The sequence below is a fragment of the Carnimonas nigrificans ATCC BAA-78 genome, from assembly GCF_000526695.1.
In the GTDB taxonomy this organism is placed as follows: domain Bacteria; phylum Pseudomonadota; class Gammaproteobacteria; order Pseudomonadales; family Halomonadaceae; genus Carnimonas; species Carnimonas nigrificans.
The window spans coordinates 1-24,605 of sequence record NZ_JAGO01000014.1; the positions used below are offsets into that span (position 1 = coordinate 1).

Below are 24,605 nucleotides of genomic sequence, written 5' to 3' on the forward strand. Positions count from 1 at the left end.
ACGTGTACTAATGGTCCGTGAGGCTTGACCATATAACCCCAAGTGGTTAGGTTAAGCCGATGAAAGCGACAGACACCGGATACGGTGAGACGTTTCTCGCTCAGCATGATTTACCAAATTCGTTGTTGGCCGCACCCTCTAAGGGAACGACAGTCTCTGTCTGCGGGTAACGACACCAGTTTTGCCTGACGACCTTAGCAAGCGGGCACCACCTGATCCCATGCCGAACTCAGAAGTGAAACCGCTTAGCGCCGATGGTAGTGTGGGGATTCCCCATGTGAGAGTAGGTCATCGTCAGGCATTTATTTTAAAACCCCGATCAGCACTGCTGGCCGGGGTTTTTTCTTGTCGGGAAGAAAAAGGGAAGGGCCTTCGTGGTTGACTGCTGATAGTGCGGGGGCGGTAGCCGTGGGTACAGTGTCTGTGACTCGGTGGCGGGCGGAGAAGGGAAGAGGGCTGCTGTTCCTTCCTATGGGATAGCCTGCCGGAGGGCTGCCACGGGAAGGAGACCGACACCCTGTTTGTACTATTCGTTATCAGGGCGTTATCAAGAGCAGGAATACAGACGCTGCCTGTACGGGAACCACTCTAACGGACAGCCATAGGCAGTGTTCGGAAAAGTCAGAACCTTTGAGGCAGGGGCAGGCCGTAAGGATTGTGGTCCGGTCGCCTTATATGCAATGCACTCTCCCGTTGAGCAAACGCTTCCCAATTATCACCCCTCACGCCACTTCGTAAAACTCAATGGGCGTGCCGTCCGGGTCTTTCACGTGGGCGCGCGCGGCAACATACCTTTGCTCTTTGCTCCCGTCCGCTGTGCCATTGCTTTAGCGACGCTAACTAATGCCGGTTCTTGGAGGCCCAAGCACAGCCTTTGCCTTGCTCGACGGCATAATACTGACTGTTATTTAGGCGAGGTTCTGGATAGCTACAGCGACTGTCTATCCACAAGACAAAATAAAATGACGGTGATGGAATGCATCACCGTCATTATAAAACGTAGTTGCCATGGCTATTGGCGGGAAAGTGTCGCTCCCAATCTCAGGATGTGGCACCTTCCGCTTTAGGGGCGGGTTTGTTGAGAAGCTCGTTAAGCTGATCTCTATCCAGAGCCAGCTTATCAACCTTCAGATAGGCTAATCCCTCACTGTCCACCACCATTGCATCTACAACGCCGGGAACCTTCAGAAGCCTGGATTGTAATGTCTGTGAGGACAACGTTTGGTGGGTCGTACTCTCGATTTCACTCGACAGGTGTTGAGGTGGCCGCATTGACCAGGCGGACAATAGCCAGAGCAGGGCGACGACTGCAACGAACAGGAAAACCACATCGGTTCCGAAGTGGCTGGCGACTAATCCCCCAAGCGCTCCCCCCACGGTAGTACCCAGGAATTGGCTGGTAGAGTAAACGCCCAAGGCTGTTCCCTTGCCGCCTGCCGGAGCAATCTTGCTAATCATCGAAGGCAGTACTGCTTCCATCAGGTTGAATGCAAAAAAGAAAAGCCACAGTAGCCCCAGCAGCCACCAGCTTTTCGCCGGCATCAGGTACATTGCAGCCAATGTCGCCGCCAGAAGTACAATGTTGCCAATAAAAACCGGCTTCATTTTCCTGCGCTTTTCCGCTATCACCACCAATGGTGTCATCGCGATAAATGATGTTGCCATTAACGGCAGATAAATCCATCCAGCTCCTTCGGCAGTGAACCCCAAAGCGCTGATTTTTATGGGAAGGGCGACGAATAGAGCGGTGAAAATGCAGTGTAGCGAGAAAATTGCATAATCCAGTCTGAGCAGGTCCACGCGCCGTAAAATACCAGTCAGCTGGTGGAAGTCCATGCCGACATCCTTGTGTGTCCGTACCGGCGCCGCTGGTACCAGTACCCACAGAATCAGCATACCCACCATGGCGAGCAGTGCGGTCGCGAGAAAAACGCCATCCAGACCAAAATAATGCGCTATAACCGGCCCTATCACCATGGACAGGCCGATGGATATACCAATACAGATGCCTATAACCGCCATGGCTTGAGTGCGCACCTCTTCGCGGGTGCGATCGGCTACCAGCGCCATTATTACGCCCGAAATGGCCCCGCTTCCCTGCAAACAGCGACCGATGATAACGCCGTACATGGTGGTCGATTGGGCGGCGACAATACTGCCCACCAGAAGTAGACATAGCCCGAAGAAGATGACGGGTTTCCGCCCGATGCGGTCGGAAAGTATGCCGAAGGGAATTTGCAGGATCGCCTGCGTCAGGCCATAGATGCCAAGTGCGATGCCTACCATGGTAGGTGTTGCGTAGCGCAGGTGTTCGCTATAGATCGCGAGTATGGGCAGCACCATGAACAAACCGAGCATACGGATGCTGTACAGTAAGGTAAGGCCGCCAACTGCCTTGGATTCATCGGGTTGAAATGTTCTATTTTTCATCGAGTGCAACGTAGTGGAAAAAGGAGCGTGGTCGCGGTCGCGATCCAGCGTAGGACGCTGGCGCTAGGGTAAGGGAATAAGGTAGAAGCCATTAATAGATTATTAGCATCGAAAAATGACTATCAATAGCAAATTATTCTGGCACCCTCAAATTAGCACGCTAACGGACATTGTTTTCGATATTCTCAATAAAATCATAATGTTACGAATTGAAATCAATTTATTTCCGCTATTCCATACAAAATGTGTGGGTTGAGAAATGTGTGAAAAAAACTAAGAATAGCGCCCATCGATGCGCGGTTTTGTCCCGAAACCGTCATCGTTGAAAGGATTCTCTCGTTCGGCGCTCGCTTTCATCATGTGGAAGCGAGTGATCTCCCATGTCCCGTAAGTTTTCAGGGATGGTGGCTGATAATCCGGCACGGGAGATAAAATCGCGACCGATCATGATGCGGTATCGATATCCTGGTATGGCTGTGAGACTGGCTCTTCAATTGGGAATGGGCGTTGCTCCTGGAACCTTGTGAAAAAAGCCAGCCAACACACCGCATGTATCTTTCTGGCAAGCAAGGGGCATCAAGAGAGCAGAAGATGACGAGAAACTATTGGCAAAGCATCTACAAAGCACTGACCGTGTTTGGCGCGGTTTCTCTGCTGGGTGGTTGCGATGCAGCATTGCTGGATCCCAAGGGACCTATAGGCCTTGCTCAGCGCAACATGATCATCACCGCATTTGTGGTTATGCTCCTCGTGGTGATTCCGGTAATCATCATGACATTCTGGTTTGCGTGGAAGTATCGCGCGTCTAACAAGGACGCTACTTACTCACCGAACTGGGCGCATTCCAACAAACTGGAAGCTGTGGTGTGGGGCGTTCCCTGCATCATCATTCTAGCGCTGTCGATTATCACCTGGCACTTCACCCATAGTCTGAATCCTCAGAGACCCATTGAGTCTGATCAGCCACCGCTGCAGGTTCAAGTGGTGTCATTGGATTGGAAGTGGCTGTTCATTTACCCGGAACTCGGTATCGCAAGTGTAAATGAGCTTGCCATGCCTACTAACAGGCCGGTTCGCTTCAGCATCACCTCCGCTACGGCAATGAACTCGTTCTTCATTCCTCAGTTGGGTAGTCAGATCTATGCGATGGGCGGCATGTCCAACAAGCTGTGGCTCGAAGCTAGCGAACCCGGCGTGTACCGCGGTACGGGCGCCAACTACACAGGTAACGGATTCTCAGGAATGCAGTTCAATGCACTTGCCAAGACTCCTGAAGATTTCGACGCTTGGGTGGATCAGGTGAAACAGTCTGGCGAGCAACTGAGTGTTGATCGCTATAACCGGCTCGCCGAGCCTTCCACGCGCAACCCCGTAGAGCACTTCGCGGTGGTTCAGCCTCACCTATACCAAACTGTTATAGATGAGACCGTGGGCAGAGGGCTGGAAGTCAAGACAGCTGGTGCTGGAGAGTAAACAATGTTCGGAAAATTATCTCTCGACGCGATTCCGTATCATGAGCCTATTCTCATTGGTACGTTTTCGGCTATCGTCGTTTTAGGTGTTGCGCTACTGGCTGCAATCACCTATTTCCGCAAGTGGGGTTATTTGTGGCACGACTGGATTACTTCGGTTGACCACAAGAAAATTGGTGTCATGTACATCGTGGTTGCCATCATTATGCTGGTGCGCGGGTTCTCCGACGCCATCATGATGCGACTGCAGCAGGCGATGTCTTCCGGTGGTGGTGAAGGCTATCTGCCGCCACAGCATTATGACCAGATCTTTACTGCTCACGGCACCATCATGATCTTCTTCATGGCAATGCCGTTCATGATCGGGTTGTTCAACATCGTTGTGCCTCTCCAGATTGGCGCTCGTGATGTTGCGTTCCCGTTCCTGAACAACATGAGCTTCTGGTTCACTGCCTTCTCAGCAATTCTGATCAACATTTCTCTGTTTGTCGGAGAGTTCGGTCAGGTAGGGTGGCTGGCTTATCCGCCTCTATCGGGAAGAGACTTGAGTCCCGGGGTAGGGGTTGATTACTGGATCTGGTCGGTACAGCTTTCCGGTATTGGTACGCTTCTGACAGGTGTCAACTTCTTTGCCACCATCATCAAAATGCGTGCTCCCGGCATGACGCTGTTCAAAATGCCTATCTTTACGTGGACCACTTTCTGTGCCTGCGTAATGATTATCGCAACCTTCCCGATCCTGACAGTTGTTATTACGCTGTTGGCGCTGGACCGCACGCTTGGCATGCACTTCTTCACCAATGATCTTGGTGGCAACCAGATGATGTATGTCAACCTGATCTGGGCGTGGGGACACCCTGAGGTATATATCCTCATTCTGCCGGCATTTGGTGTGTTCTCTGAAGTTACAGCCACCTTCTGTAAAAAACGCATGTTCGGGTATTCCACCATGGTGTGGGCGACCGTTGCGATTACAGTGCTGTCGCTGTTCGTTTGGCTGCACCACTTCTTCACCATGGGATCCGGTGCCAACGTCAATGCGTTCTTCGGTATTGCGACGATGCTTATCGCGATTCCGACCGGCGTTAAGATCTTCAACTGGCTCTTTACCATGTACCGTGGTCGAGTAGAGTTCACTACGCCAATGATCTATACCCTTGGCTTCCTGGTGACCTTCTCGGTAGGTGGTATGACCGGTGTGATGCTGGCGAACCCGGCGGCAGACTTTGTGCTTCACAACAGCCTGTTCCTGATCGCTCACTTCCACAACGTAATCATCGGTGGTGTTGTATTCGGTTACCTGGCGGGTCTAGCTTACTGGTTCCCGAAAGTCTACGGATTCAAGCTTAACGAGCGTCTTGGCAAGTTCTCTGCGCTTTGCTGGATCATTGGCTTCTGGTTCGCGTTCATGCCGCTGTATGCGCTTGGCTTCATGGGCATTACCCGTCGTGTCTCCACCTTTGTGGACCCGACTCCGCTAATGCACACCATGTTCGTTATCGCTGCCATCGGCGCGGGCATTATCCTGGTCGGTATCCTGGCGTTCGTTCTGCAGCTGGTCGTTGGCTTCGCTGGCAAGAACAAAGAGTACGACCTGACTGGAGACCCGTGGGGTGGCCGTACGCTGGAATGGTCCATTTCTTCTCCGCCCCCGGAATACAACTTCGCGGTTATTCCGCAGGTTCATGATCTCGATGCCTTCTGGGACGAGAAAGAGAAAGGTACCGCGTACAAACGCCCGGATCACTATACTGATATCCACATGCCGAAGAGCACGGTGGCCGGCCCCGTCATGGGACTGTTCGGCTTCATCATGAGCTTCTCCATCGTATGGCATATCTGGTGGCTGGCAGCGTTTGGTCTGATCGCGACAGTGCTGACCTTCGTAATTCGCTCTTGCAGTGACGATACCGACTTCTACATCAAGAAGGATGAGGTTGAGCTCACCGAGAACGAACATTTCAAGAACCTTGAGAAGCAGCAGGCCTGACCCATGACTACTCAAACAATTCAGCACAATGATGCTCATGCCTCCGGGCATGAGCACCACGACACAATCTCATTGAGAGTGTTCGGGTTCTGGATTTACATCATGTCGGACTGCATCCTGTTCAGTGCGCTGTTCGCCACCTATGCGGTGATCGGGCACAACTTTGCAGGTGGTCCTTCAGGACACGATATCTTTGAGCTCCCGTTTGTTCTCGTTGAGACATTCGTATTGTTGGCCAGTAGCTTCATGATTGGCCTGGCGATGTTGGCCGTCCACCGTGGTGACAAGAACAAGACGCTGATCTGGCTGTTCCTGACCTTGATTCTCGGTGCAGTGTTCGTGGGGCTGGAAGTATATGAATTCCATCACCTGATCGCTGAAGGCTTCGGACCGCAAAGAAGTGGTTTCCTGTCATCCTACTTCGGGCTGGTGGGTACTCACGGTCTTCACGTTACCAGTGGTGTCATCTGGGGTCTGATTCTGCTGTTCCAGATTGGCTCTAAAGGTCTCACTGAGAACAACATCTCACGCATCTCGTGCCTCAGCCTGTTCTGGCACTTCCTGCACATCGTGTGGATTTGCGTATTCACTATCGTCTACCTGGCGGGGGTCCTATAAATGAGCAGTAATCACAATAGTGCCCACGGCTCACTGCGCTCCTATTCAGTTGGCCTGATTCTCTCCATCATTCTTACGGTTATTCCGTTTTTCATGGTGATGAATCACTCGCTGTCCAGTAGTGGTGCGCTGGTCGCAGTCATCTTTATTCTGGCTGTGGTTCAAATTATCGTTCAAGCGGTCTACTTCCTGCATCTGAGCAAGGATGCAGAGGGTGGATGGAACATGCTCACCATGTGGTTCACACTAATGACGGTAGGTATCATTGTCATTGGTTCCATCTGGATCATGTTCCACTTGCACATGAACACCATGTCGTGAGTTGAAGTAATGAGATGTTGAAGAAATACCTGCTTGTTACCAAGCCGGGCATCATCTTTGGCAATCTGATTTCGGTAGCGGGAGGCTTCTTTTTGGCCTCCCGCGGCCGTATTGATGGAGAGCTATTGGTAGCAACGTTGTTAGGCGTTGCGCTGGTGATCGCTTCTGGCTGTGTGTTCAATAACGTTATTGATCGCGATATCGATAGACTGATGGAACGCACCCGACAGAGGGCGCTGGTAAAGGGGGTAATATCTCCGCCAGTGGCGCTTGTCTACGCGTTGGGGCTGGGGATCGCAGGATTCCTGCTGCTGTATTTCGGTGGTAATTTCCTGGCGGCGTTATTTGGGATCATCGGATTTGTTGTGTACGTTGGTCTCTACTCTCTCTGCCTGAAAAGACAGTCCATTCATGGAACGCTTGTAGGCAGTATCTCCGGGGCTGTCCCGCCTGTGATTGGCTATTGTGCAGTGACAGGGGTGTTTGATCTGGGGGCCTTGCTATTGCTGCTGATCTTCAGCATGTGGCAAATGCCTCACTCATTTGCCATCGGCATTTTCCGCTATCAGGACTACAAGGCAGCGGGCATTCCAGTGCTTCCTGTAGCTCGCGATTTACGGTCTGCAAAGCGCCAGATTGTTGTCTATATCGTTATCTTCGCAGTCGTCGCTTTGATGTTGAGCGTCGCTGGATATACAGGGTATGGATATTTCGCAGTAGCGTTTGGCATGAGCCTTTACTGGCTTTATCTGGCCGTGAAAGGTTTTGATGCAACAGACGATATTCGATGGGCTCGGCGTGTGTTCGGATTCTCCATCCTGATCGTTACTGCGTTGAGCGTAATGATGGCTATCGACTACCAGGCCGGCGCTGATCCTCTGCTTGCTTCCCATGCTGTATCAGTGGCATCTGTGTCAAATCCCATCCTGTAACCACCCTCCGTTTTTGGCCAGGCCCACTGCTTAATTTGGTGGGCCTGTTCGCCCTTCTCAGCCGTTTGGTCTACGCTGTAAATGAGCCTCACGTCATTGCGTCATATTGACGCAATGACGTGAGCTTTTTAGTTGGATCGTTAGAATTGTCCGCCGAAAACTACTAATTACTTTCCGTGATCGCTGAGGAGACTGTCCATGTTTGGACTGGATGCTGTAGACCTTGCGAGGTTTCAGTTCGCCTTTACTGTCTCTTACCACATAGTGTTCCCCGCGCTGTCCATTGGACTGGCTAGTTTTCTGATGGCGCTGGAAGCTTTGTGGTTAAAGACAGGTAATGAGGTTTACCACGGCCTTTACCGCTTTTGGATTCGCATCTTCGCCGTAGGATTTGGCTTAGGCGTGGTATCCGGCGTGGTGATGGCATATGAATTCGGCACTAACTGGAGTGTGTTCGCGCAGCGAGGCGGCGACATTACAGGGGTGCTGCTGACCTACGAGGTGTTGACCGCGTTCTTTCTTGAGGCAGGATTCCTCGGCGTTATGCTGTTCGGTGAGAACAGGGTAAATCGCACGACGCACTTCCTGGCGACGTGCATGGTCGCAATAGGCACGCTGATTTCAGCCACATGGATTCTGATTTCCAACAGCTGGATGCAAACGCCTGCTGGTTATCATCTTGTGGATGGTCACTTTTTGCCGGCCGACTGGTTTAGCATCATTTTCAACCCGTCATTCCCTTACCGCTTTGTACACATGGTGCTGGCTGCTTTCATCTCTGTAAGCTTCCTGGTCGCCGGCGTGGGTGGTTATCACCTGCTGCGCAATGGCAAGGACCCGGCAGCCAGGAAGATGATCTCCATGGCAATGTGGATGGCGATCATTGCTGTTCCTATCCAGATCGTTGCAGGGGATATGCACGGCCTTAATACGCTCAGGCATCAGCCGGCCAAGCTGGCGGCAATGGAAGGGCACTGGGAAAATCAGCCCGGAGAAGGTGTTCCTCTGGCGCTGGTAGGCTGGCCCGACATGAAGCAGGAACGTAACCGCTTCTCTATTGAGATTCCTCATGTTGCCAGCTTGTACCTTACCCATACCTGGGGTGGTCAGATTCAATCGCTGAAGGATTTCCCGGCTGATGAGCGCCCGGACGTTCCTCTGGTGTTCTGGACATTCCGTATCATGGTCGGTATCGGCATGTTGATGCTATTGACCGGTGTGGTGGGGAACTATCTGCGTTGGCGTGGCAAGCTGTTTACAACGCCGCTCTTCCTGCGTTGGGTAACAATTTTCTCCCCTGCTGGCTTTATCGCCTTGATTGCGGGGTGGGTGACCACTGAGGCGGGTCGTCAGCCTTGGGTGGTTTACGGCCTGATGCGCACCGCTGATGCTCATTCGCCGCTATCGTTCGGTGAAATGGTCGCCAGTCTGACAGGGTTTATCGTGGTTTATGCCATCATCTTTGCGATCGGGATTTACTACATTCTGAAGCTGATCCGCAAAGAGCCTCAAGGGGAACTGCCCTCTGGTGGGCCGGGGCAAAACAACACCCCTAAGCGGCCGTTCTCGGCTACGCTTGAAAGCTTCGATGACTGAGCCAGGAGAAACGCATCATGTTTACTGACATGCCTATACTGCCGGTCATCTGGTTTGCCGTGATCGGTTTCGCAGTTGCCATGTATATTATTTTGGACGGGTTCAGCCTGGGGATCGGGATATTGTTCCCGTTCTCCAAGAGCGATAGCCAGCGCGATCTCATGATGGGGTCCGTAATGCCCGTGTGGGATGGTAACCAAACCTGGATGATACTGGCGGGCGCGGGGCTTTATGGCGCCTTTCCGGTTGTCTACGCAACCATTCTGCCGGCACTCTATTTGCCGCTGGTGTTAATGCTGCTGGCCCTGATCTTTCGCGGTATTGCGTTTGAATTTCGCGGCAAGTCGCGGAAATATCGCCATATGTTCGATCTGGCATTCGCTGGCGGATCAGTGGTTGCCACGTTTGCGCAGGGGGTAGTGCTCGGCGGGATCGTTCATGGGCTTCATGTGAGCGATTACCAGTTTGCGGGGTCCACATTCGACTGGCTGACACCTTTCTCGCTCTTCACTGGTATCGCATTGGTATTTGGCTATGCGTCCCTTGGTGCCGGGTGGCTTGTAGTTAAAACCGAAGGGGAAACGCAAAATCTGGCCTATAAGGCGCTTCGCCCCCTTACGCTGCTGCTGCTGCTGGCAATGGCCATCATTAGTGCATGGACGCCGCTCAGCAATAGTGCGATTGCAGAGCGCTGGTTCTCCACGCCTAATGTCTATTACCTCAGCATTGTGCCTGTGCTGGTTGTCCTGCTTGCGGTCAATATCTTTTTCGATGTTACCGCACGCCGTGAGAAGCTTATTTTCACCAAGCTCGTCATGCTGTTCATGCTGGGGCTGATCGGTCTGGTGATCAGTTTCTTCCCTTATGTGGTGCCGCCTTCGGTTACTCTCTGGGATGCTGCATCCGGCCCGTCCAGCCAGAGCTTCCTGATCGTGGGTTACGCGGTTATCCTGCCGATCGTGCTGATTTATACGGCGTATAGCTACTACGTATTTAGAGGCAAGGTGAAGCCAGGTAATTTGCATCACTACTAACATTGCTTTTGATGTATACACCGACCCCTTGGGCTTATGGCTCAAGGGGTTTTTCTTTGTGAAGGGTTGGTGTAAGCCAGGTTGGTGCGGGCAACTTCTCTTTAATGCGGTAGACTGAGCGCATAGTTTAGTGAGGTTTGAGCATGGATTTGCGTGAGTTGATAAGCCTGTTGAATGGTGAGTCCTACCGTTCCGGAGAGGAGTTGGGCGAACGTTTTGGCGTATCCCGTACAGCGGTTTGGAAGCAGTTGAAGAAGCTCGATGCCTTGGGGGTGGAGCTTGATGCAGTAAGAGGGCGGGGATACCGTCTTAAGCGCCCGGTTGAAATCCTCGATGGGAAGCGAATGGTCGAAAGGCTCTCAAGAGAAGGGCGTCGCCGCTTGTCGCGTCTTTTTGTAGAGCTGGAGATTGATTCTACCAATACGTTGCTGCTGGGGCGTTTCAAACATGGGGCAGGGCATCAGGAAGTGTGCTTTGCTGAGCGTCAGACGGCGAGCCGTGGCCGCAGAGGGCGCAGTTTTGAAGTGGCGCTGGGCAGTGGCCTCACTTTTAGCCTGGGGTGGCGTTTTGAGTGTGCAGCATCGGCGCTGGAAGGATTGAGCCTGGCCGCCGGAGTGGCGGTTGCCGAAGCTCTCGCTGCATACAATGTCGACCTGATGCTGAAGTGGCCCAACGATCTTCTGCAACGTAATGCCGCCGGAGAGCTTGAGAAAGTTGGCGGTATTCTGGTGGAGCTGCAAGGGGATGCGGAAGGGCCCTGTGATGTAGTGATAGGAATAGGCATCAACGTGTTTGACGCGCCCAGCTTGCCTCCGGGGCAGGGGTTGCCGGCGGGGTATATGGCGGCACAGGGCGGTAGCCTGAGCCGAAACGCACTGGCTTCCTCGCTGATTGAAAGTATTGGAGCGATGCTTGAGAGTTTCGCCGTGGAAGGCTTCGGCCCCTGGCAGCAGCGCTGGAATCAGTTGAACGCATTGGCGGGAGAAAAAATCACTGTCTATACCGGTGGAACGTCATATGCGGCTGAAGCCGGTGGAGTGGATGAGCGCGGTATTCTGGAAGTGGTGACTGATTCGGGAGTGCGGCGTTTGGCCGGTGGCGAGGTGACGCTCCGGCCACTTCACGAACCGAGTTAGGGTGTTTTTTGCCTCTCGTGCAACTTTTTGGTTGCGCTGGACGTGTCGTTTTGACAAAATGCGCCGCGTCTTCGATGCAGGGCTGCCCAAGCAAAAAGTTCCCTGTAAGCGATTGACAGAGCGGCAAAAAGATGTAGAATTTGTCGCCACGTAACGGAGAGGTTCCCGAGTGGCCAAAGGGAGCAGACTGTAAATCTGCCGCGAAAGCTTCGAAGGTTCGAATCCTTCCCTCTCCACCACTTTTGAGAATTCAGTTTGTTAAACTGGAATCCTGGAAAGTTAGGCGGGCGTAGTTTAATGGTAGAACCTCAGCCTTCCAAGCTGATGACGCGGGTTCGATTCCCGCCGCCCGCTCCATGTAAGACGCTTATGTAGCTCAGGGGTAGAGCACTCCCTTGGTAAGGGAGAGGTCGGCGGTTCAATTCCGCCCATAAGCTCCAATTTAGAGGGATGTCCGGTATCGGGCATCCCTTTATTTTCCCAGTCTAGTTTTGGTTGGGATCAGAAGGGGGTTGTCAGTCGTGCAGTATTCGGCTACGATAGCGCCTGCTCTTTCAGAGAAGAAAGAGGTAAAAGTTAGGCCAGTAGCTCAATTGGCAGAGCAGCGGTCTCCAAAACCGCAGGTTGGGGGTTCGATTCCCTCCTGGCCTGCCAGTCTTCCCCAGGCTGGTGATTCCGATGATGGTCTTTGTCGGTAAGAATTCAAGTTCAGCTATCGTCGCTTCAGGAGTTCGTCCATGAAAAATAATGCCGAAGTGCAGGCATCATCTCACTATGACGTTCCTAAGTGGGTGGTTGCATTTCTGCTTGTTGCGGTAGCAGTGGTTGGTAATCTCTATTTTGCTGATCAGCCTCTTTTTTACCGTTTGGTAGGCGTAGTAATCGTTGGCGGGTTGGGTGTTTTTGTCGCCTTTACAACGTCGAAAGGGCATCAGCTCATTGATCTGGGTCGCAATGCGAAGAAAGAGATTCTTCGTGTCGTATGGCCTACGCGTCAGGAGACCTTTCAGACTACTGCTATTGTTATTGCGGCGGTAGTAGTGGTTGGTTTGGTGCTTTGGTTAATTGATACCCTGCTTGGCTGGGCTGTTTCCGGTCTTATTGGTTAGGAGTAATGCATGGCTAAGCGCTGGTATGTTGTTCACGCCTACTCTGGCTTCGAAAAACAGGTGATGCGCTCGCTGAAAGAGCGGGTCAAGCTGCACGAAGTCGAGGATCTCTTTGGTGAGGTTCTCGTTCCCGTGGAAGAAGTCGTTGAGATGCGCGACGGTAAACGTCGCAAGAGTGAGCGCAAGTTTTATCCCGGCTATGTTCTGGTCGAGATGGAAATGAATGACGTGAGTTGGCATCTCGTGAACGAGACGCCTCGCGTACTTGGTTTTATCGGCGGTACGCCGGAGAAGCCCGCTCCCATTACAGAGCGTGAAGCTAATCAGATTCTTCAGCGTGTTCAGGACGGTACTGAGAAACCTCGTCCGAAAACCGTATTTGAAGCAGGTGAGACTGTTCGTGTAGTGGACGGTCCTTTTGCTGACTTCAATGGGGTTGTGGAAGAAGTGAATTATGAGAAGAATCGCCTCCAGGTGAGCGTGCTTATTTTTGGGCGTGCTACTCCTGTGGAGCTTGAGTTCTCTCAGGTAGTGAAAGAGTGATTTGTCGCTAAATTAGCGGTATCAAAAGAGATGCGCCCCAAGAGGCGCATTCTCTGTCATCGGGGAGCCGTAAGGCGCTATCACCCAAATGGAGTAAGTCATGGCTAAGAAAGTACAGGCATATATCAAGCTGCAGGTAGCAGCTGGTAAAGCTAATCCTAGTCCGCCCGTTGGCCCTGCGCTGGGTCAGCACGGTGTTAATATCATGGAGTTCTGTAAAGCGTTTAACGCTGCGACTCAGGAAGTTGAGCCTGGTCTGCCGACTCCAGTAGTTATTACTGTCTATTCTGACCGTAGCTTCACGTTTGTCACCAAGACTCCGCCCGCAGCAGTTCTGCTCAAGAAAGCGGCTGGCATCAAGTCTGGTTCTGGTGAGCCGAACAAGAAAAAAGTGGGTACTGTTACTCGCGAGCAGCTCGAAGAAATCGCTCGCACCAAAGAGCCAGACCTTACTGCATCTGATCTTGATGCGGCAGTTCGTAGTATCGCTGGTAGCGCCCGTAGCATGGGCCTGAACGTGGAGGGTCTGTAAGATGGCTAAATTGACTAAACGTGCCAAGCAGATCCGCGAAAAAGTCGAAGCGACTCGCGTTTACAGCATTGATGAAGCAACTGCGCTGCTTGCAGAGCTATCTACTGTAAAATTCAAAGAGTCTGTCGACGTGGCTGTCAACCTTGGTGTTGATCCGCGTAAATCTGACCAGGTGGTGCGTGGCGCTACCGTTCTGCCTCACGGAACTGGTAACGACGTACGTGTTGCTGTTTTCGCCCAGGGCGCTGCCGCAGACGCTGCGAAAGAAGCCGGTGCTGAAATTGTCGGCATGGACGAGCTGGCTGCTGAAGTAAAAGGCGGTCGCATGGACTTCGATGTTGTTATCGCTGCTCCTGACGCTATGCGTGTTGTTGGTCAGTTGGGTCAGATTCTCGGTCCGCGTGGCCTGATGCCTAACCCGAAAGTGGGTACAGTAACCCCTGACGTGGCTACTGCCGTGAAAAATGCCAAGGCTGGTCAGGTACGTTTCCGTACTGACAAGAACGGCATTATTCATGCCACTATCGGTAAGGTCGACTTCGCTCAGGAAGCACTGAAAGGTAACCTGGAAGCGCTCGTCGCAGACCTCAAGCGTCTGAAACCCAGCACTTCCAAAGGTATCTACCTCAAAAAAGTTTCTCTCTCCAGCACCATGGGGCCGGGACTTACTGTCGATCACTCCTCGCTGGCGTGATTGATTGTCGTCGCTGGTGCTTAACATCAGCGGCGAAGTTTATTCTTCCAGTAGGTGCGGCCAATCAGGCTGGCCTGTTGGATATACCAAGCAATAACTTTGCGGTACCCGCGTCTTTTCCCTTGTATTCAAGGGTGGGGTAGGGGCCGTCAAAGACCGCAGGTGCTCGCTTTAGGGCTTAATGGGACATGTTTCCACCTGCGCAGATGGTGTGGCATGTCAGCTTTTGGCTGGCTCCAGCCATCCCTCGCTCCAGGCGCAGCGCGATCGTTCGTGTTGAGCACTGGGAACTGGTAACGCCGGGGTTTATGCGGTTATGCATGATCCTGGATCAAAGGAGTGAAGACAGTGCCATTACGTCTCGATGGTAAAAAGGCGATCGTTGCTGAAGTCAATGAATCCGCCAAAGCTGCGCTCTCCGTTGTTGTTGCCGACTCTCGTGGTGTCACTGTTGAGGCAATGACCGACCTGCGTAAGCAGGCGCGCGAGAATGGTGTTGAGCTGCGTGTTGTTCGTAACACTCTGGCTCGTCGTGCATTCGAAGGAACGCCTTACGAAGCGCTGAACGACACCTTTGTCGGTCCTACGCTTATCGCATTTTCCAACGAACATCCGGGCGCTGGCGCTCGTCTGTTCAAGGAATTCGCCAAGAAGCAGGATAACTTCGACGTTAAAGCGCTGGCATATGAAGGTGAGCTAATCCCGGCTGAACAGATTGATCGACTGGCATCACTGCCGACGCTCGAAGAAGCGCTGGCAAAACTGCTGTCGGTAATGAAAGAAGCTGCTGGTGGCAAACTGGCCAAAACGCTCGCTGCGCTGCGTGATCAGAAGCAGGAAGAAACAGCGGCCTAAGCCTCTGTTTTTCCGGTGGATATCCCGCGAAAGGGTGCAAACGTTAAAATTTACGCTTGAGCAATAGTTGCTCCGCAAAGTCTAGGAATGTAATCATGGCACTTAGCAAAGACGATATCATCAACGCTGTCGCTGAAATGTCTGTAATGGAAGTTGCTGAACTTGTTGAAGCAATGGAAGAAAAATTCGGCGTTTCTGCAGCAGCAGCTGTAGTTGCTGGTCCTGCTGGTGGTGATGCTGGCGGCGCTGAAGAACAGACTGAATTCGACCTGGTTCTGACTGCTGCTGGTGACAAGAAAGTAAACGTCATCAAGGTTGTTCGTGAAATCACTGGTCTGGGCCTGAAAGAAGCCAAAGGTGCCGTTGACGGCGCTCCGGCTACTCTGAAAGAAGGTCTTTCCAAAGAAGAGGCTGAAGCTGCGAAAGCTAAACTTGAAGAAGCAGGCGCAAGCGCTGAGCTCAAGTAATATAGCGGGCGTAGTAATGCACGCGTCCTGATCGGTCAGCGTGCTCGGCTGGTGGCGGTTTCCCGCCGCCGGCCTTTTTCCGTTACCACCTGAAGTTGTTATTTTATGTTCAGGTATGTGGTGGTAACTACTCGCTAACATTGGCGAGTTGTCAAACGGACTTCATTTCACGCGAAAGTGTTGTCCGAACGAATTTTCAACGGCGAGCCAGGTGGGCTTGCCGTTGGCGCCTGGCGGGGCCGCCCGTCACTGCGTGCCGACCATGCCGGTCACTTTCGGTGAACAAGCTGGGGAATATTGATGGCTTACTCATACACTGAGAAAAAACGCATCCGCAAGGATTTCGGCAAATTGCCCCAAGTGATGGATGTGCCTTACCTTTTGGCCATTCAGCTTGATTCCTATTATGACTTTCTCCAGCAGGATAGACCGTCTGGCGAACGCCTCGACACTGGCTTGCATGCTGCCTTTAACTCCGTCTTCCCGATCGAGAGTTTTTCAGGCAATGCAGCGCTTGAGTATGTCAGCTATCGCTTTGGTACTCCTGCGTTTGATGTCAAGGAATGTCAGCTTCGAGGTGTAACCTTCGCGGCGCCGCTGCGTGTGAAGGTTCGCCTGATTATCTATGATCGTGAGTCTTCCAACAAAGCGGTCAAGGATATCAAGGAGCAGGAAGTGTACATGGGGGAAATCCCCCTGATGACAGAGAACGGTACCTTCATCATCAATGGTACCGAACGAGTGATCGTATCCCAGCTGCACCGCAGTCCTGGTGTGTTTTTCGATCACGATAAGGGCAAGAGCCACTCTTCAGGCAAACTGCTTTACTCTGCTCGTATCATTCCCTATCGCGGTTCATGGCTCGACTTCGAGTTTGATCCGCGCGATAACGTTTTTGTGCGTATCGACCGCCGCCGCAAGCTGCCCGCAACGGTTCTGTTGCGTGCGCTGGGTATGAGCGGTGAAGAAATTCTCGATACCTTCTTTGAGACCAGCACTTTCCATATTGACAAGTCTGGCTTCAAGATTGAATTGGTTCCCTCGCGCATGCGTGGGGAAACGGCTTCCTTCGAAATCACCGACAAGGACGGCAAGGTCATTGTTGAAGAAGGTCGCCGCATTACCCAGAAACACATTCGTCAGTTGGAAAAGGCCGGCATCGAACAGCTTGCAGTGCCGCTTGAGTACATCGTTGGCAGAACACTGGCGAAAGATCAGGTTAACCCCAAAACAGGCGAGTTGATCTGCGAGTGTAATGCCGAGCTTACCGGTGAGCTGGTCGAAGCCATTGGTGTTGCGGGTATTACCTCTTTCGAAACGCTGTATACCAACGACCTGGATGCCGGCTCCTTCATCTCGGACACTCTGCGTGTTGATCCGACCAACTCTCAGCTGGAAGCGCTGGTCGAAATCTACCGCATGATGCGTCCTGGCGAGCCGCCCACCAAGGAAGCTGCCGAGTCGCTGTTCAATAATCTGTTCTTCTCGGCTGACCGTTACGATCTTTCTGGCGTTGGTCGCATGAAGTTCAACCGTCGCCTGCGTCGCGAAAGCGATACCGGTTCCGGTGTGCTGGCCCACGAAGACATCCTTGATGTACTGCGTGAGCTGATCAACATCCGTAACGGCTTCGGTGATGTCGATGATATTGACCACCTTGGCAACCGTCGTATTCGTAGCGTCGGCGAGATGGCTGAGAACCAGTTCCGCGTTGGATTGGTGCGCGTTGAGCGTGCTGTCCGTGAGCGTCTCTCCATGGCGGAAAGTGAAGGTCTGATGCCTCAGGACCTGATCAATGCCAAGCCGGTGGCCGCTGCGGTTAAAGAGTTCTTCGGTTCAAGCCAGCTCTCCCAGTTCATGGACCAGAACAACCCGCTCTCTGAGGTAACTCACAAGCGTCGTGTTTCTGCTCTGGGCCCAGGTGGTCTGACGCGTGAACGCGCTGGCTTCGAGGTTCGAGACGTACACGCGACCCACTATGGTCGTCTGTGCCCGATCGAAACCCCTGAAGGTCCGAACATCGGTCTGATTAACTCGCTGGCTACCTACGCTCACACCAATAGCTACGGTTTCCTTGAAACGCCGTATCGCAAGGTGGTTGATCGTCAGGTAACCGACGAAGTGGTGCAGCTCTCTGCCATTGAAGAAGGTGACTTCGTGGTGGCACAGGCATCGGCAGCCGTCGATGAAAATGGCCGATTGGTAGATGACCTGGTACAGGTTCGTCACCGTGGTGAAACTACCTTCATGTCACCTGAAAAAGTGACACTGATGGACGTGTCTCCCCGTCAGGTGGTCTCTGTTGCAGCGGCGCTTATTCCGTTCCTTGAACATGATGACGCCAACCGCGCCCTGATGGGTTCGAACATGCAGCGTCAGGCGGTTCCCACACTGCGTGCTGACAAGCCGCTTGTGGGCACCGGCATGGAAAAATTCGTGGCGCGTGACTCCGGCGTATGTGCGGTTGCACGTCGCGGCGGCAAGGTTGACTCAGTTGACGCGACTCGTGTGGTCATTCGTGTCAACGAAGACGAGCTGACGGGCGGTGAAGCAGGTGTAGATATCTACAACCTGACTAAATATGTCCGCTCCAACCAGAACACCTGTCAGAACCAGCGTCCTGTTGTGCGTCCTGGGGATCAGGTAGCGCGCGGCGATATTCTGGCAGACGGCACGTCGGTAGACTCTGGCGAGTTGGCGTTGGGTCAGAATATGCGCATCGCCTTCATGCCGTGGAATGGCTACAACTACGAAGACTCCATGCTGATCTCGGAGCGCGTGGTTCAGGAAGACCGTTTCACCACGATTCACATTCAGGAACTGACCTGCGTTTCTCGTGATACCAAATTGGGTGCCGAGGAAATTACCGCGGATATTCCTAATGTGGGTGAGGCTGCGCTCAACAAGCTGGATGAGTCCGGCATTGTTTACATCGGTGCCGAGATCAATCCGGGCGACATTCTGGTTGGTAAGGTAACGCCGAAGGGTGAGACCCAGCTGACACCAGAGGAAAAGCTGCTGCGTGCGATCTTCGGTGAGAAGGCTTCTGACGTTAAAGATACGTCGCTGCGTGCTTCTACCGGTATGCGCGGTACTGTTATCGACGTTCAGACGTTCACTCGCGATGGTGTAGAGAAGGATGAACGCGCGCTGGCTATCGAGAAGTCCCAGCTTGATGAAGTCCGCAAGGATCTTCAGGAGACGTATCGTATTGCCGAGAACGCTACCTTTGAACGTCTGCGCAGCTCTCTGGCTGGACAGAAGGTCAATGGCGGTCCACGGCTCAAGAAAGAAGATACGCTTGATGAAGCCTATCTCGATGAGCTTCCTCGCGAGCAGTGGTTCAACCTGCGCTTGCAGGACGATTCTCTGAACGAACTGCTGGCCCAGGCCAGTGAGCAGCTCGAGAACCGTCGCAAGGAAATGGATGAGCGTTTCGAAGACAAGAAACGCAAGCTGACTCAGGGCGATGATCTCTCTCCGGGCATGCTCCGCATCGTCAAGGTGTATCTGGCGGTCAAACGTCGTATCCAGCCGGGCGACAAAATGGCGGGTCGTCACGGTAACAAGGGTGTTATCTCGGCGATCAAACCGGTCGAAGATATGCCATTTGACGAAAATGGTGTGCCGGTTGACTTCGTGCTTAACCCGTTGGGCGTACCATCCCGTATGAACGTGGGTCAGATTCTTGAGACTCACCTGGGGATGGCGGCATTTGGTCTCGGTGCAAAAATCGACCGTATGCTCAAGGATGCGCGTGGGCAGCAGCTCACAGAGGTTCGTGCATTCCTCGAAGAGGTCTATAACAAGTCGGGTGGTCGTCAGGAAGATCTTGATGAACTCAATGAAGAAGAGCTGATTACGCTCGCCAATAACCTGCGCAAGGGCGTGCCGCTGGCAACGCCAGTGTTCGACGGTGCAGAAGAGCGCGAGATCAAAGGTCTTCTTAAACTCGCCGACTTGCCGGAATCCGGTCAGGTTACCTTGTATGACGGCTGTACTGGTGAGGCGTTTGATCGTCCCGTTACCGTTGGCTACATGTACATGCTGAAGTTGAACCACCTGGTTGACGACAAAATGCACGCCCGTTCTACCGGCTCTTACTCGCTGGTTACCCAGCAGCCGTTGGGCGGTAAGGCGCAGTTCGGTGGTCAGCGTTTCGGTGAGATGGAAGTGTGGGCTCTTGAGGCTTATGGCGCTGCCTATACCCTGCAGGAAATGCTCACCGTCAAGTCCGACGATGTTGAAGGCAGGACGAAAATGTACAAGAGCATCGTCGATGGCGATCACACCATGCAGGCCGGCATGCCCGAGTCCTTCAACGTGTTGGTCAAGGAGATTCGCTCGCTGGGTATTGATATCGAGCTGGAATCCTGAGTGCACAGCACTCGCCTGATTGATGACCTTTAATCTTATGGTCCGCAGGTCTGGAGCAGCAATGCTGCCCGGGCCTGCCCATGAAAACTCCGCGGTGGAGCCGACCTAATGAAAGATTTGGTGAAAGTACTCAAATCACAGGGGCAGTCTGAAGAGTTTGACTCGATCAAGATCTCGCTCGCCTCACCGGATATGATCCGTTCCTGGTCCTATGGAGAGGTTAAAAAGCCTGAGACCATCAACTACCGGACATTCAAGCCGGAGCGTGATGGTTTGTTCTGTGCCAAGATCTTTGGCCCGGTAAAGGATTACGAGTGCTTGTGCGGCAAATACAAACGCATGAAGCATCGCGGCATCATTTGTGAAAAATGTGGTGTCGAAGTAACAAAAGCCTCTGTACGCCGTGAGCGCATGGGGCATATCGAACTGGCCGCTCCCGTCGCGCATATCTGGTTCCTCAAGTCGCTGCCTAGCCGTATTGGTCTGCTGCTTGATATGACCCTGCGTGATATTGAGCGCGTGCTCTATTTCGAGTCCTTCGTAGTGATCGAGCCTGGCATGACCACGCTTGAGAAAGGTCAGCTGCTCAACGATGAGCAGTATTTCGAAGCGCTCGAAGAGTTCGGTGACGATTTCGACGCGCGTATGGGCGCGGAAGCGATTAAGGCGCTGCTGGCAGAAATTGAGCTTGATGAAGAGATTGAACGGCTGCGTGAAGAGATTCCGCAGACCAACTCCGAAACCAAGGTCAAAAAGCTCTCCAAGCGTCTGAAGCTGATCGAATCCTTCCACAAGTCTGGCAATAGCCCAGAGTGGATGATTATGGAAGTGCTGCCAGTGCTGCCGCCGGACCTGCGTCCGTTGGTGCCGCTGGACGGCGGCCGCTTTGCGACTTCCGATCTCAACGACCTGTATCGTCGCGTTATTAACCGTAATAACCGCCTGAAGCGTCTGCTTGACCTCAATGCGCCCGATATCATCGTGCGTAACGAGAAGCGTATGCTGCAGGAATCGGTCGATGCGCTGCTCGACAACGGTCGTCGCGGTCGTGCGATCACTGGTTCCAACAAGCGTCCTCTCAAATCCCTGGCCGATATGATCAAGGGTAAACAGGGTCGCTTCCGTCAGAACCTGCTTGGTAAGCGCGTGGATTACTCCGGTCGTTCGGTAATCACCGTTGGCCCGTACCTGCGTCTTCACCAGTGCGGTCTGCCAAAGAAAATGGCCCTGGAGCTGTTCAAGCCATTCATCTATTCGAAGCTGCAGCAAAATGGTCAGGCATCGACCATTAAAGCGGCCAAGAAAATGGTTGAGCGTGAAGTGCCGGAAGTCTGGGACATCCTGGCGGACGTGATCCGTGAGCACCCGGTTATGCTTAACCGTGCTCCTACGCTTCACCGTCTCGGCATTCAGGCGTTTGAACCGCTGCTGATCGAAGGCAAGGCGATTCGTCTGCACCCATTGGTGTGTGCGGCGTATAACGCTGACTTTGACGGTGACCAGATGGCGGTACACGTGCCGCTGACGCTGGAAGCCCAGCTCGAAGCGCGCGCATTGATGATGTCGACCAACAACGTGCTGTCCCCGGCGAGCGGTGATCCGATCATCGTGCCTTCTCAGGACGTTGTATTGGGTCTTTATTACATGACCCGCGAGAAAATCAATGCCAAGGGCGAAGGCATGGCCTTCTCTAACCTGGCTGAAGCCGAGCGCGCGTTCCAGACTCAGAATGTGGCGATTCACGCACGTGTGAAAATCCGCATCACCGAGTGGCTGCGTGACGAGGAAAGCGGTGAGTTCACTGCACAGACAACGCTTCGCGACACTACTGTAGGTCGTGCGATGCTGTTCGCGGTTCTTCCCAAAGGCATGGCGTTTGAAAACGTCGACAAGTCGATGAAGAAGAAGGCGATTTCTCAGCTGATCAACACGGCGTACCGTACCGTTGGTCTCAAGGAAACCGTTATTCTCGCTGACCAGCTGATGTATACCGGTTACCGCATGGCGACCTGGTCTGGTTCTTCGATCGGGGTTAACGACTTCGTTATTCCTGACTCGAAAGCCTCCATCGTTGATGCCGCCGAGCAGGAAGTTAAAGAGATTGAGGATCAGTTCTCCTCTGGTCTCGTGACTGCGGGCGAGAAATACAACAAGGTCATCGATATTTGGTCCAAGGCCAACGACAAGGTCACCAAAGCGATGATGGCGGGTATTTCCAAGGAAACCGTCGTTGACCGTGAAGGTAATGAAGTTGAGCAGGAATCGTTCAACTCGGTCTTCATCATGGCTGACTCCGGTGCCCGTGGTAGTGCGACGCAGATTCGTCAGCTGGCAGGTATGCGCGGACTGATGGCCAAGCCGGATGGCTCGATCATCGAGACACCTATCGTTGCCAACTTCCGTGAAGGCTTGAACGTACTGCAGTACTTCATCTCTACCCACGGTGCTCGTAAAGGTCTGGCGGATACGGCGCTTAAAACGGCCAACTCCGGTTACCTGACACGTCGCCTGGTAGACGTTGCCCAGGACGTTGTCGTTACCGAGAACGACTGTGGCACCGAAGAAGGTCTGGTCATGAACCCCGTCATCGAAGGTGGTGACGTGCTGGTATCTCTGGCCGAACGTGTGCTGGGACGTGTGACTGCCAAGGATGTTGTGAACACTAACGGCGACGTGGTAATTCCGCGTAACACGCTTCTCGACGAAGCAGTTTGTGCTGACTTTGACAGCATGGGCGTCGATGAGATCGTCGTGCGCAGTACCATTAGCTGTGAAAGCAAGCACGGTGTTTGCTCCATGTGCTATGGCCGTGACCTGGCGCGCGGACATCGCGTTAACGTTGGCGAGTCCGTCGGTGTTATCGCAGCGCAGTCAATCGGTGAGCCTGGTACTCAGCTGACCATGCGTACCTTCCACATCGGTGGTGCGGCATCGCGTTCTTCTGCCGTTGACTCTGTTCAGGTCAAGCATGGCGGTATCATTCGCCTGCAGAACATGAAGTCGGTTGATCGTGCAGACGGCAAGCTGATCGTTGTATCGCGCTCCAGTGCCCTGATCGTGACCGATGAAAGCGGTCGTGAGCGTGAGCACTACAAGCTGCCTTATGGCGCCGAGCTGAGCGTACGCGATGGTGACACCGTTGAAGCTGGTCAAAGCGTTGCTCGCTGGGATCCGCACACGCATCCGATCATTGCCGAGGTGGCAGGTAGCGTCCAGTTCTCCGAAATGGAAGAAGGCGTCACCATGCACCGCACGGTTGACGAGATGACGGGCCTTAGCTCCATCGAGATTATCGAAGCGGGTAACCGCCCCAGCTCCGGTCGCGACAAGCGTCCTATGGTAATGCTGGTCGATGAGAAGGGTGAGCACGTAACGCTGCCAGGTTCCAATACGCCGGTGCAGTACATGCTGCCGGGTAATGCGATCGTGTCGGTCGATAGCGGCGAACATCTCGAAGTCGGTGGTGTGGTAGCACGTATTCCGGTAGAAGCGTCTGGTAACAAGGACATCACCGGTGGTCTGCCGCGCGTGGCCGATCTCTTCGAGGCGCGTAAGCCGAAAGAGCCGTCCATCCTGGCTGAAATCTCTGGTACCGTCTCGTTCGGTAAAGAGACCAAGGGCAAGCGCCGTTTGACCATCACACCTGACGACGGTGATCCTTTCGAAACCCTGATTCCGAAATGGCGTCAGATCAGCGTGTTCGAAGGTGAAAACGTTGAGAAGGGTGAGGTGATCTCGGACGGCCCCAGTAACCCGCACGACATTCTGCGTTTGCTGGGCGTGGCAGAGCTGGCCAAATACGTTACCACTGAAATTCAGGACGTATACCGTTTGCAGGGCGTTCCGATCAACGATAAGCACATTGAGGTTATCGTTCGTCAGATGCTGCGCAAGGTAGAAATTCTGGATGCAGGTGACAGCCAGCTGATCCCGGGTGACCAGGTGGAACTTGTGACGGTGCTGGCAGAAAACGAACGTCTTGCCGCCGCGAACAAGTTCCCGGCCAAATACGAGCGTGTTCTGCTGGGTATCACCAAGGCATCGCTGGCTACCGAATCGTTCATCTCCGCGGCTTCCTTCCAGGAAACCACGCGAGTGTTGACCGAAGCCTCGGTAACCGGCAAGAGCGATTACCTGCGCGGCCTGAAAGAGAACGTTGTAGTAGGGCGCCTGATTCCTGCGGGTACTGGCCTGGCTTACCACAACGAGCGTCGCCGTCGCTTGTCTGGCAACCATCCTGACAGTCAGCTGACTGCCGATGATATCGAGCAGCAGCTGGGCGAACAGCTTACCGCACTGGATGCAGAAGACGATTGATTCGTCTCCTTGCGGTGAGCCGTCAATGCCTGTGGCAGGGTAAACTCCCTGCTCGGGCTTGACGTTAGGGGTAAGTACGCCCTAGAATTCGCATCCTTTATTAGCGGGAGTAGTGTATCTGTACTCCCGCTAATTGCTGTGACACATGTGAAGCAGCAAACATTGTAGTAAAGCAGTCAAAC

Annotated in this window: 17 protein-coding genes, 4 tRNA genes and 1 rRNA gene; 21 read left to right on the forward strand and 1 reads right to left on the reverse strand. The window is 53.3% G+C overall.

All coding sequences use genetic code 11. The features are described from left to right. Positions 1–184: 184 nt before the first annotated feature. Positions 185–300 (forward strand): 5S ribosomal RNA (gene rrf / locus L881_RS0108890). Positions 301–1,041: 741 nt separating this feature from the next. Here the strand turns inward: rrf and L881_RS0108895 are convergent. Then, the gene (locus L881_RS0108895) at positions 1,042–2,430 is read right to left on the reverse strand and encodes an MFS transporter (RefSeq protein WP_025733355.1); all 1,389 of its coding nucleotides are present in this window, start codon (positions 2,428–2,430) and stop codon (positions 1,042–1,044) included. A 591-nt stretch (positions 2,431–3,021) separates the two neighbouring features. Between L881_RS0108895 and cyoA the strand changes: the two genes are divergently transcribed. The 20 genes from cyoA to rpoC all read left to right on the forward strand — a co-directional run bounded on the left by cyoA (position 3,022) and on the right by rpoC (position 24,423). Next, the gene (cyoA, locus tag L881_RS13130; protein ID WP_051464855.1) at positions 3,022–3,903 is read left to right on the forward strand and encodes a ubiquinol oxidase subunit II; all 882 of its coding nucleotides are present in this window, start codon (positions 3,022–3,024) and stop codon (positions 3,901–3,903) included. A gap of 3 nt (positions 3,904–3,906) precedes the next feature. Beyond that, positions 3,907–5,892 carry a cytochrome o ubiquinol oxidase subunit I gene (gene cyoB, locus L881_RS0108905; protein ID WP_025733356.1) on the forward strand — a complete coding sequence of 662 codons (1,986 nt, stop codon included), beginning with the start codon at positions 3,907–3,909 and terminating at the stop codon, positions 5,890–5,892. 3 nt (positions 5,893–5,895) lie between these two features. Then, complete coding sequence (gene cyoC / locus L881_RS0108910; RefSeq protein WP_025733357.1) at positions 5,896–6,510, forward strand: cytochrome o ubiquinol oxidase subunit III; 615 nt, start codon at positions 5,896–5,898, stop codon at positions 6,508–6,510. Next, entirely contained in the window at positions 6,511–6,831 is a 321-nt protein-coding gene (gene cyoD, locus L881_RS0108915; RefSeq protein ID WP_025733359.1) for a cytochrome o ubiquinol oxidase subunit IV, read from the forward strand. It abuts the gene before it with no gap. Between the two features lie 14 nt (positions 6,832–6,845). Beyond that, positions 6,846–7,763: a heme o synthase gene (cyoE, locus tag L881_RS0108920; protein WP_025733360.1), complete on the forward strand. Its 918-nt coding sequence runs from the start codon at positions 6,846–6,848 to the stop codon at positions 7,761–7,763. Between the two features lie 198 nt (positions 7,764–7,961). Then, positions 7,962–9,359 (forward strand): cytochrome ubiquinol oxidase subunit I, encoded by a 1,398-nt coding sequence (locus L881_RS13135; RefSeq protein ID WP_034579101.1) that lies wholly within the window; start codon positions 7,962–7,964, stop codon positions 9,357–9,359. A 17-nt stretch (positions 9,360–9,376) separates the two neighbouring features. Next, a complete protein-coding gene (gene cydB / locus L881_RS0108930) occupies positions 9,377–10,393 on the forward strand; it encodes a cytochrome d ubiquinol oxidase subunit II (RefSeq protein ID WP_245587963.1) in 1,017 nt (338 codons plus the stop codon). Between the two features lie 143 nt (positions 10,394–10,536). Continuing rightward, the gene (locus L881_RS0108935) at positions 10,537–11,529 is read left to right on the forward strand and encodes a biotin--[acetyl-CoA-carboxylase] ligase (protein WP_025733363.1); all 993 of its coding nucleotides are present in this window, start codon (positions 10,537–10,539) and stop codon (positions 11,527–11,529) included. A 155-nt stretch (positions 11,530–11,684) separates the two neighbouring features. After that, positions 11,685–11,768, forward strand: a tRNA-Tyr gene (locus L881_RS0108940). 44 nt (positions 11,769–11,812) lie between these two features. Further along, positions 11,813–11,886: transfer RNA gene (locus L881_RS0108945), tRNA-Gly, on the forward strand. Positions 11,887–11,894: 8 nt separating this feature from the next. After that, positions 11,895–11,969 (forward strand) — tRNA-Thr (locus tag L881_RS0108950). 138 nt (positions 11,970–12,107) lie between these two features. After that, a tRNA-Trp gene (locus L881_RS0108955) sits at positions 12,108–12,183 on the forward strand. An 83-nt stretch (positions 12,184–12,266) separates the two neighbouring features. Next, positions 12,267–12,638 (forward strand): preprotein translocase subunit SecE, encoded by a 372-nt coding sequence (gene secE / locus L881_RS0108960; protein ID WP_025733364.1) that lies wholly within the window; start codon positions 12,267–12,269, stop codon positions 12,636–12,638. Between the two features lie 9 nt (positions 12,639–12,647). Further along, positions 12,648–13,181, forward strand: coding sequence for a transcription termination/antitermination protein NusG (gene nusG / locus L881_RS0108965; protein ID WP_025733365.1), 534 nt, complete (start codon positions 12,648–12,650; stop codon positions 13,179–13,181). A gap of 100 nt (positions 13,182–13,281) precedes the next feature. Next, positions 13,282–13,713 (forward strand): 50S ribosomal protein L11, encoded by a 432-nt coding sequence (gene rplK / locus L881_RS0108970; RefSeq protein WP_025733366.1) that lies wholly within the window; start codon positions 13,282–13,284, stop codon positions 13,711–13,713. Position 13,714: 1 nt separating this feature from the next. After that, positions 13,715–14,407 (forward strand): 50S ribosomal protein L1, encoded by a 693-nt coding sequence (gene rplA, locus L881_RS0108975; RefSeq protein WP_025733367.1) that lies wholly within the window; start codon positions 13,715–13,717, stop codon positions 14,405–14,407. Between the two features lie 348 nt (positions 14,408–14,755). Further along, positions 14,756–15,262 (forward strand): 50S ribosomal protein L10, encoded by a 507-nt coding sequence (gene rplJ, locus L881_RS0108980; RefSeq protein ID WP_025733368.1) that lies wholly within the window; start codon positions 14,756–14,758, stop codon positions 15,260–15,262. A gap of 95 nt (positions 15,263–15,357) precedes the next feature. Continuing rightward, positions 15,358–15,729 carry a 50S ribosomal protein L7/L12 gene (rplL, locus tag L881_RS0108985; protein ID WP_025733369.1) on the forward strand — a complete coding sequence of 124 codons (372 nt, stop codon included), beginning with the start codon at positions 15,358–15,360 and terminating at the stop codon, positions 15,727–15,729. A gap of 300 nt (positions 15,730–16,029) precedes the next feature. Beyond that, positions 16,030–20,106, forward strand: a complete 4,077-nt coding sequence (gene rpoB / locus L881_RS0108990; protein ID WP_025733370.1) for a DNA-directed RNA polymerase subunit beta — start codon at positions 16,030–16,032, stop codon at positions 20,104–20,106. Between the two features lie 108 nt (positions 20,107–20,214). Then, positions 20,215–24,423: a DNA-directed RNA polymerase subunit beta' gene (gene rpoC, locus L881_RS0108995; RefSeq protein ID WP_025733371.1), complete on the forward strand. Its 4,209-nt coding sequence runs from the start codon at positions 20,215–20,217 to the stop codon at positions 24,421–24,423. Positions 24,424–24,605: the final 182 nt, after the last annotated feature.

Excerpts from the sequence above, each read along its gene's own strand:
- L881_RS0108895 (WP_025733355.1), bottom strand. The coding sequence starts at position 2,430 with ATGAAAAATAGAACATTTCAACCCGATGAATCCAAGGCAGTTGGCGGC.
- cyoA (WP_051464855.1), top strand. The coding sequence starts at position 3,022 with ATGACGAGAAACTATTGGCAAAGCATCTACAAAGCACTGACCGTGTTT.
- cyoB (WP_025733356.1), top strand. The coding sequence starts at position 3,907 with ATGTTCGGAAAATTATCTCTCGACGCGATTCCGTATCATGAGCCTATT.
- cyoC (WP_025733357.1), top strand. The coding sequence starts at position 5,896 with ATGACTACTCAAACAATTCAGCACAATGATGCTCATGCCTCCGGGCAT.
- cyoD (WP_025733359.1), top strand. The coding sequence starts at position 6,511 with ATGAGCAGTAATCACAATAGTGCCCACGGCTCACTGCGCTCCTATTCA.
- cyoE (WP_025733360.1), top strand. The coding sequence starts at position 6,846 with ATGTTGAAGAAATACCTGCTTGTTACCAAGCCGGGCATCATCTTTGGC.
- L881_RS13135 (WP_034579101.1), top strand. The coding sequence starts at position 7,962 with ATGTTTGGACTGGATGCTGTAGACCTTGCGAGGTTTCAGTTCGCCTTT.
- cydB (WP_245587963.1), top strand. The coding sequence starts at position 9,377 with ATGTTTACTGACATGCCTATACTGCCGGTCATCTGGTTTGCCGTGATC.
- L881_RS0108935 (WP_025733363.1), top strand. The coding sequence starts at position 10,537 with ATGGATTTGCGTGAGTTGATAAGCCTGTTGAATGGTGAGTCCTACCGT.
- secE (WP_025733364.1), top strand. The coding sequence starts at position 12,267 with ATGAAAAATAATGCCGAAGTGCAGGCATCATCTCACTATGACGTTCCT.
- nusG (WP_025733365.1), top strand. The coding sequence starts at position 12,648 with ATGGCTAAGCGCTGGTATGTTGTTCACGCCTACTCTGGCTTCGAAAAA.
- rplK (WP_025733366.1), top strand. The coding sequence starts at position 13,282 with ATGGCTAAGAAAGTACAGGCATATATCAAGCTGCAGGTAGCAGCTGGT.
- rplA (WP_025733367.1), top strand. The coding sequence starts at position 13,715 with ATGGCTAAATTGACTAAACGTGCCAAGCAGATCCGCGAAAAAGTCGAA.
- rplL (WP_025733369.1), top strand. The coding sequence starts at position 15,358 with ATGGCACTTAGCAAAGACGATATCATCAACGCTGTCGCTGAAATGTCT.
- rpoB (WP_025733370.1), top strand. The coding sequence starts at position 16,030 with ATGGCTTACTCATACACTGAGAAAAAACGCATCCGCAAGGATTTCGGC.
- rpoC (WP_025733371.1), top strand. The coding sequence starts at position 20,215 with ATGAAAGATTTGGTGAAAGTACTCAAATCACAGGGGCAGTCTGAAGAG.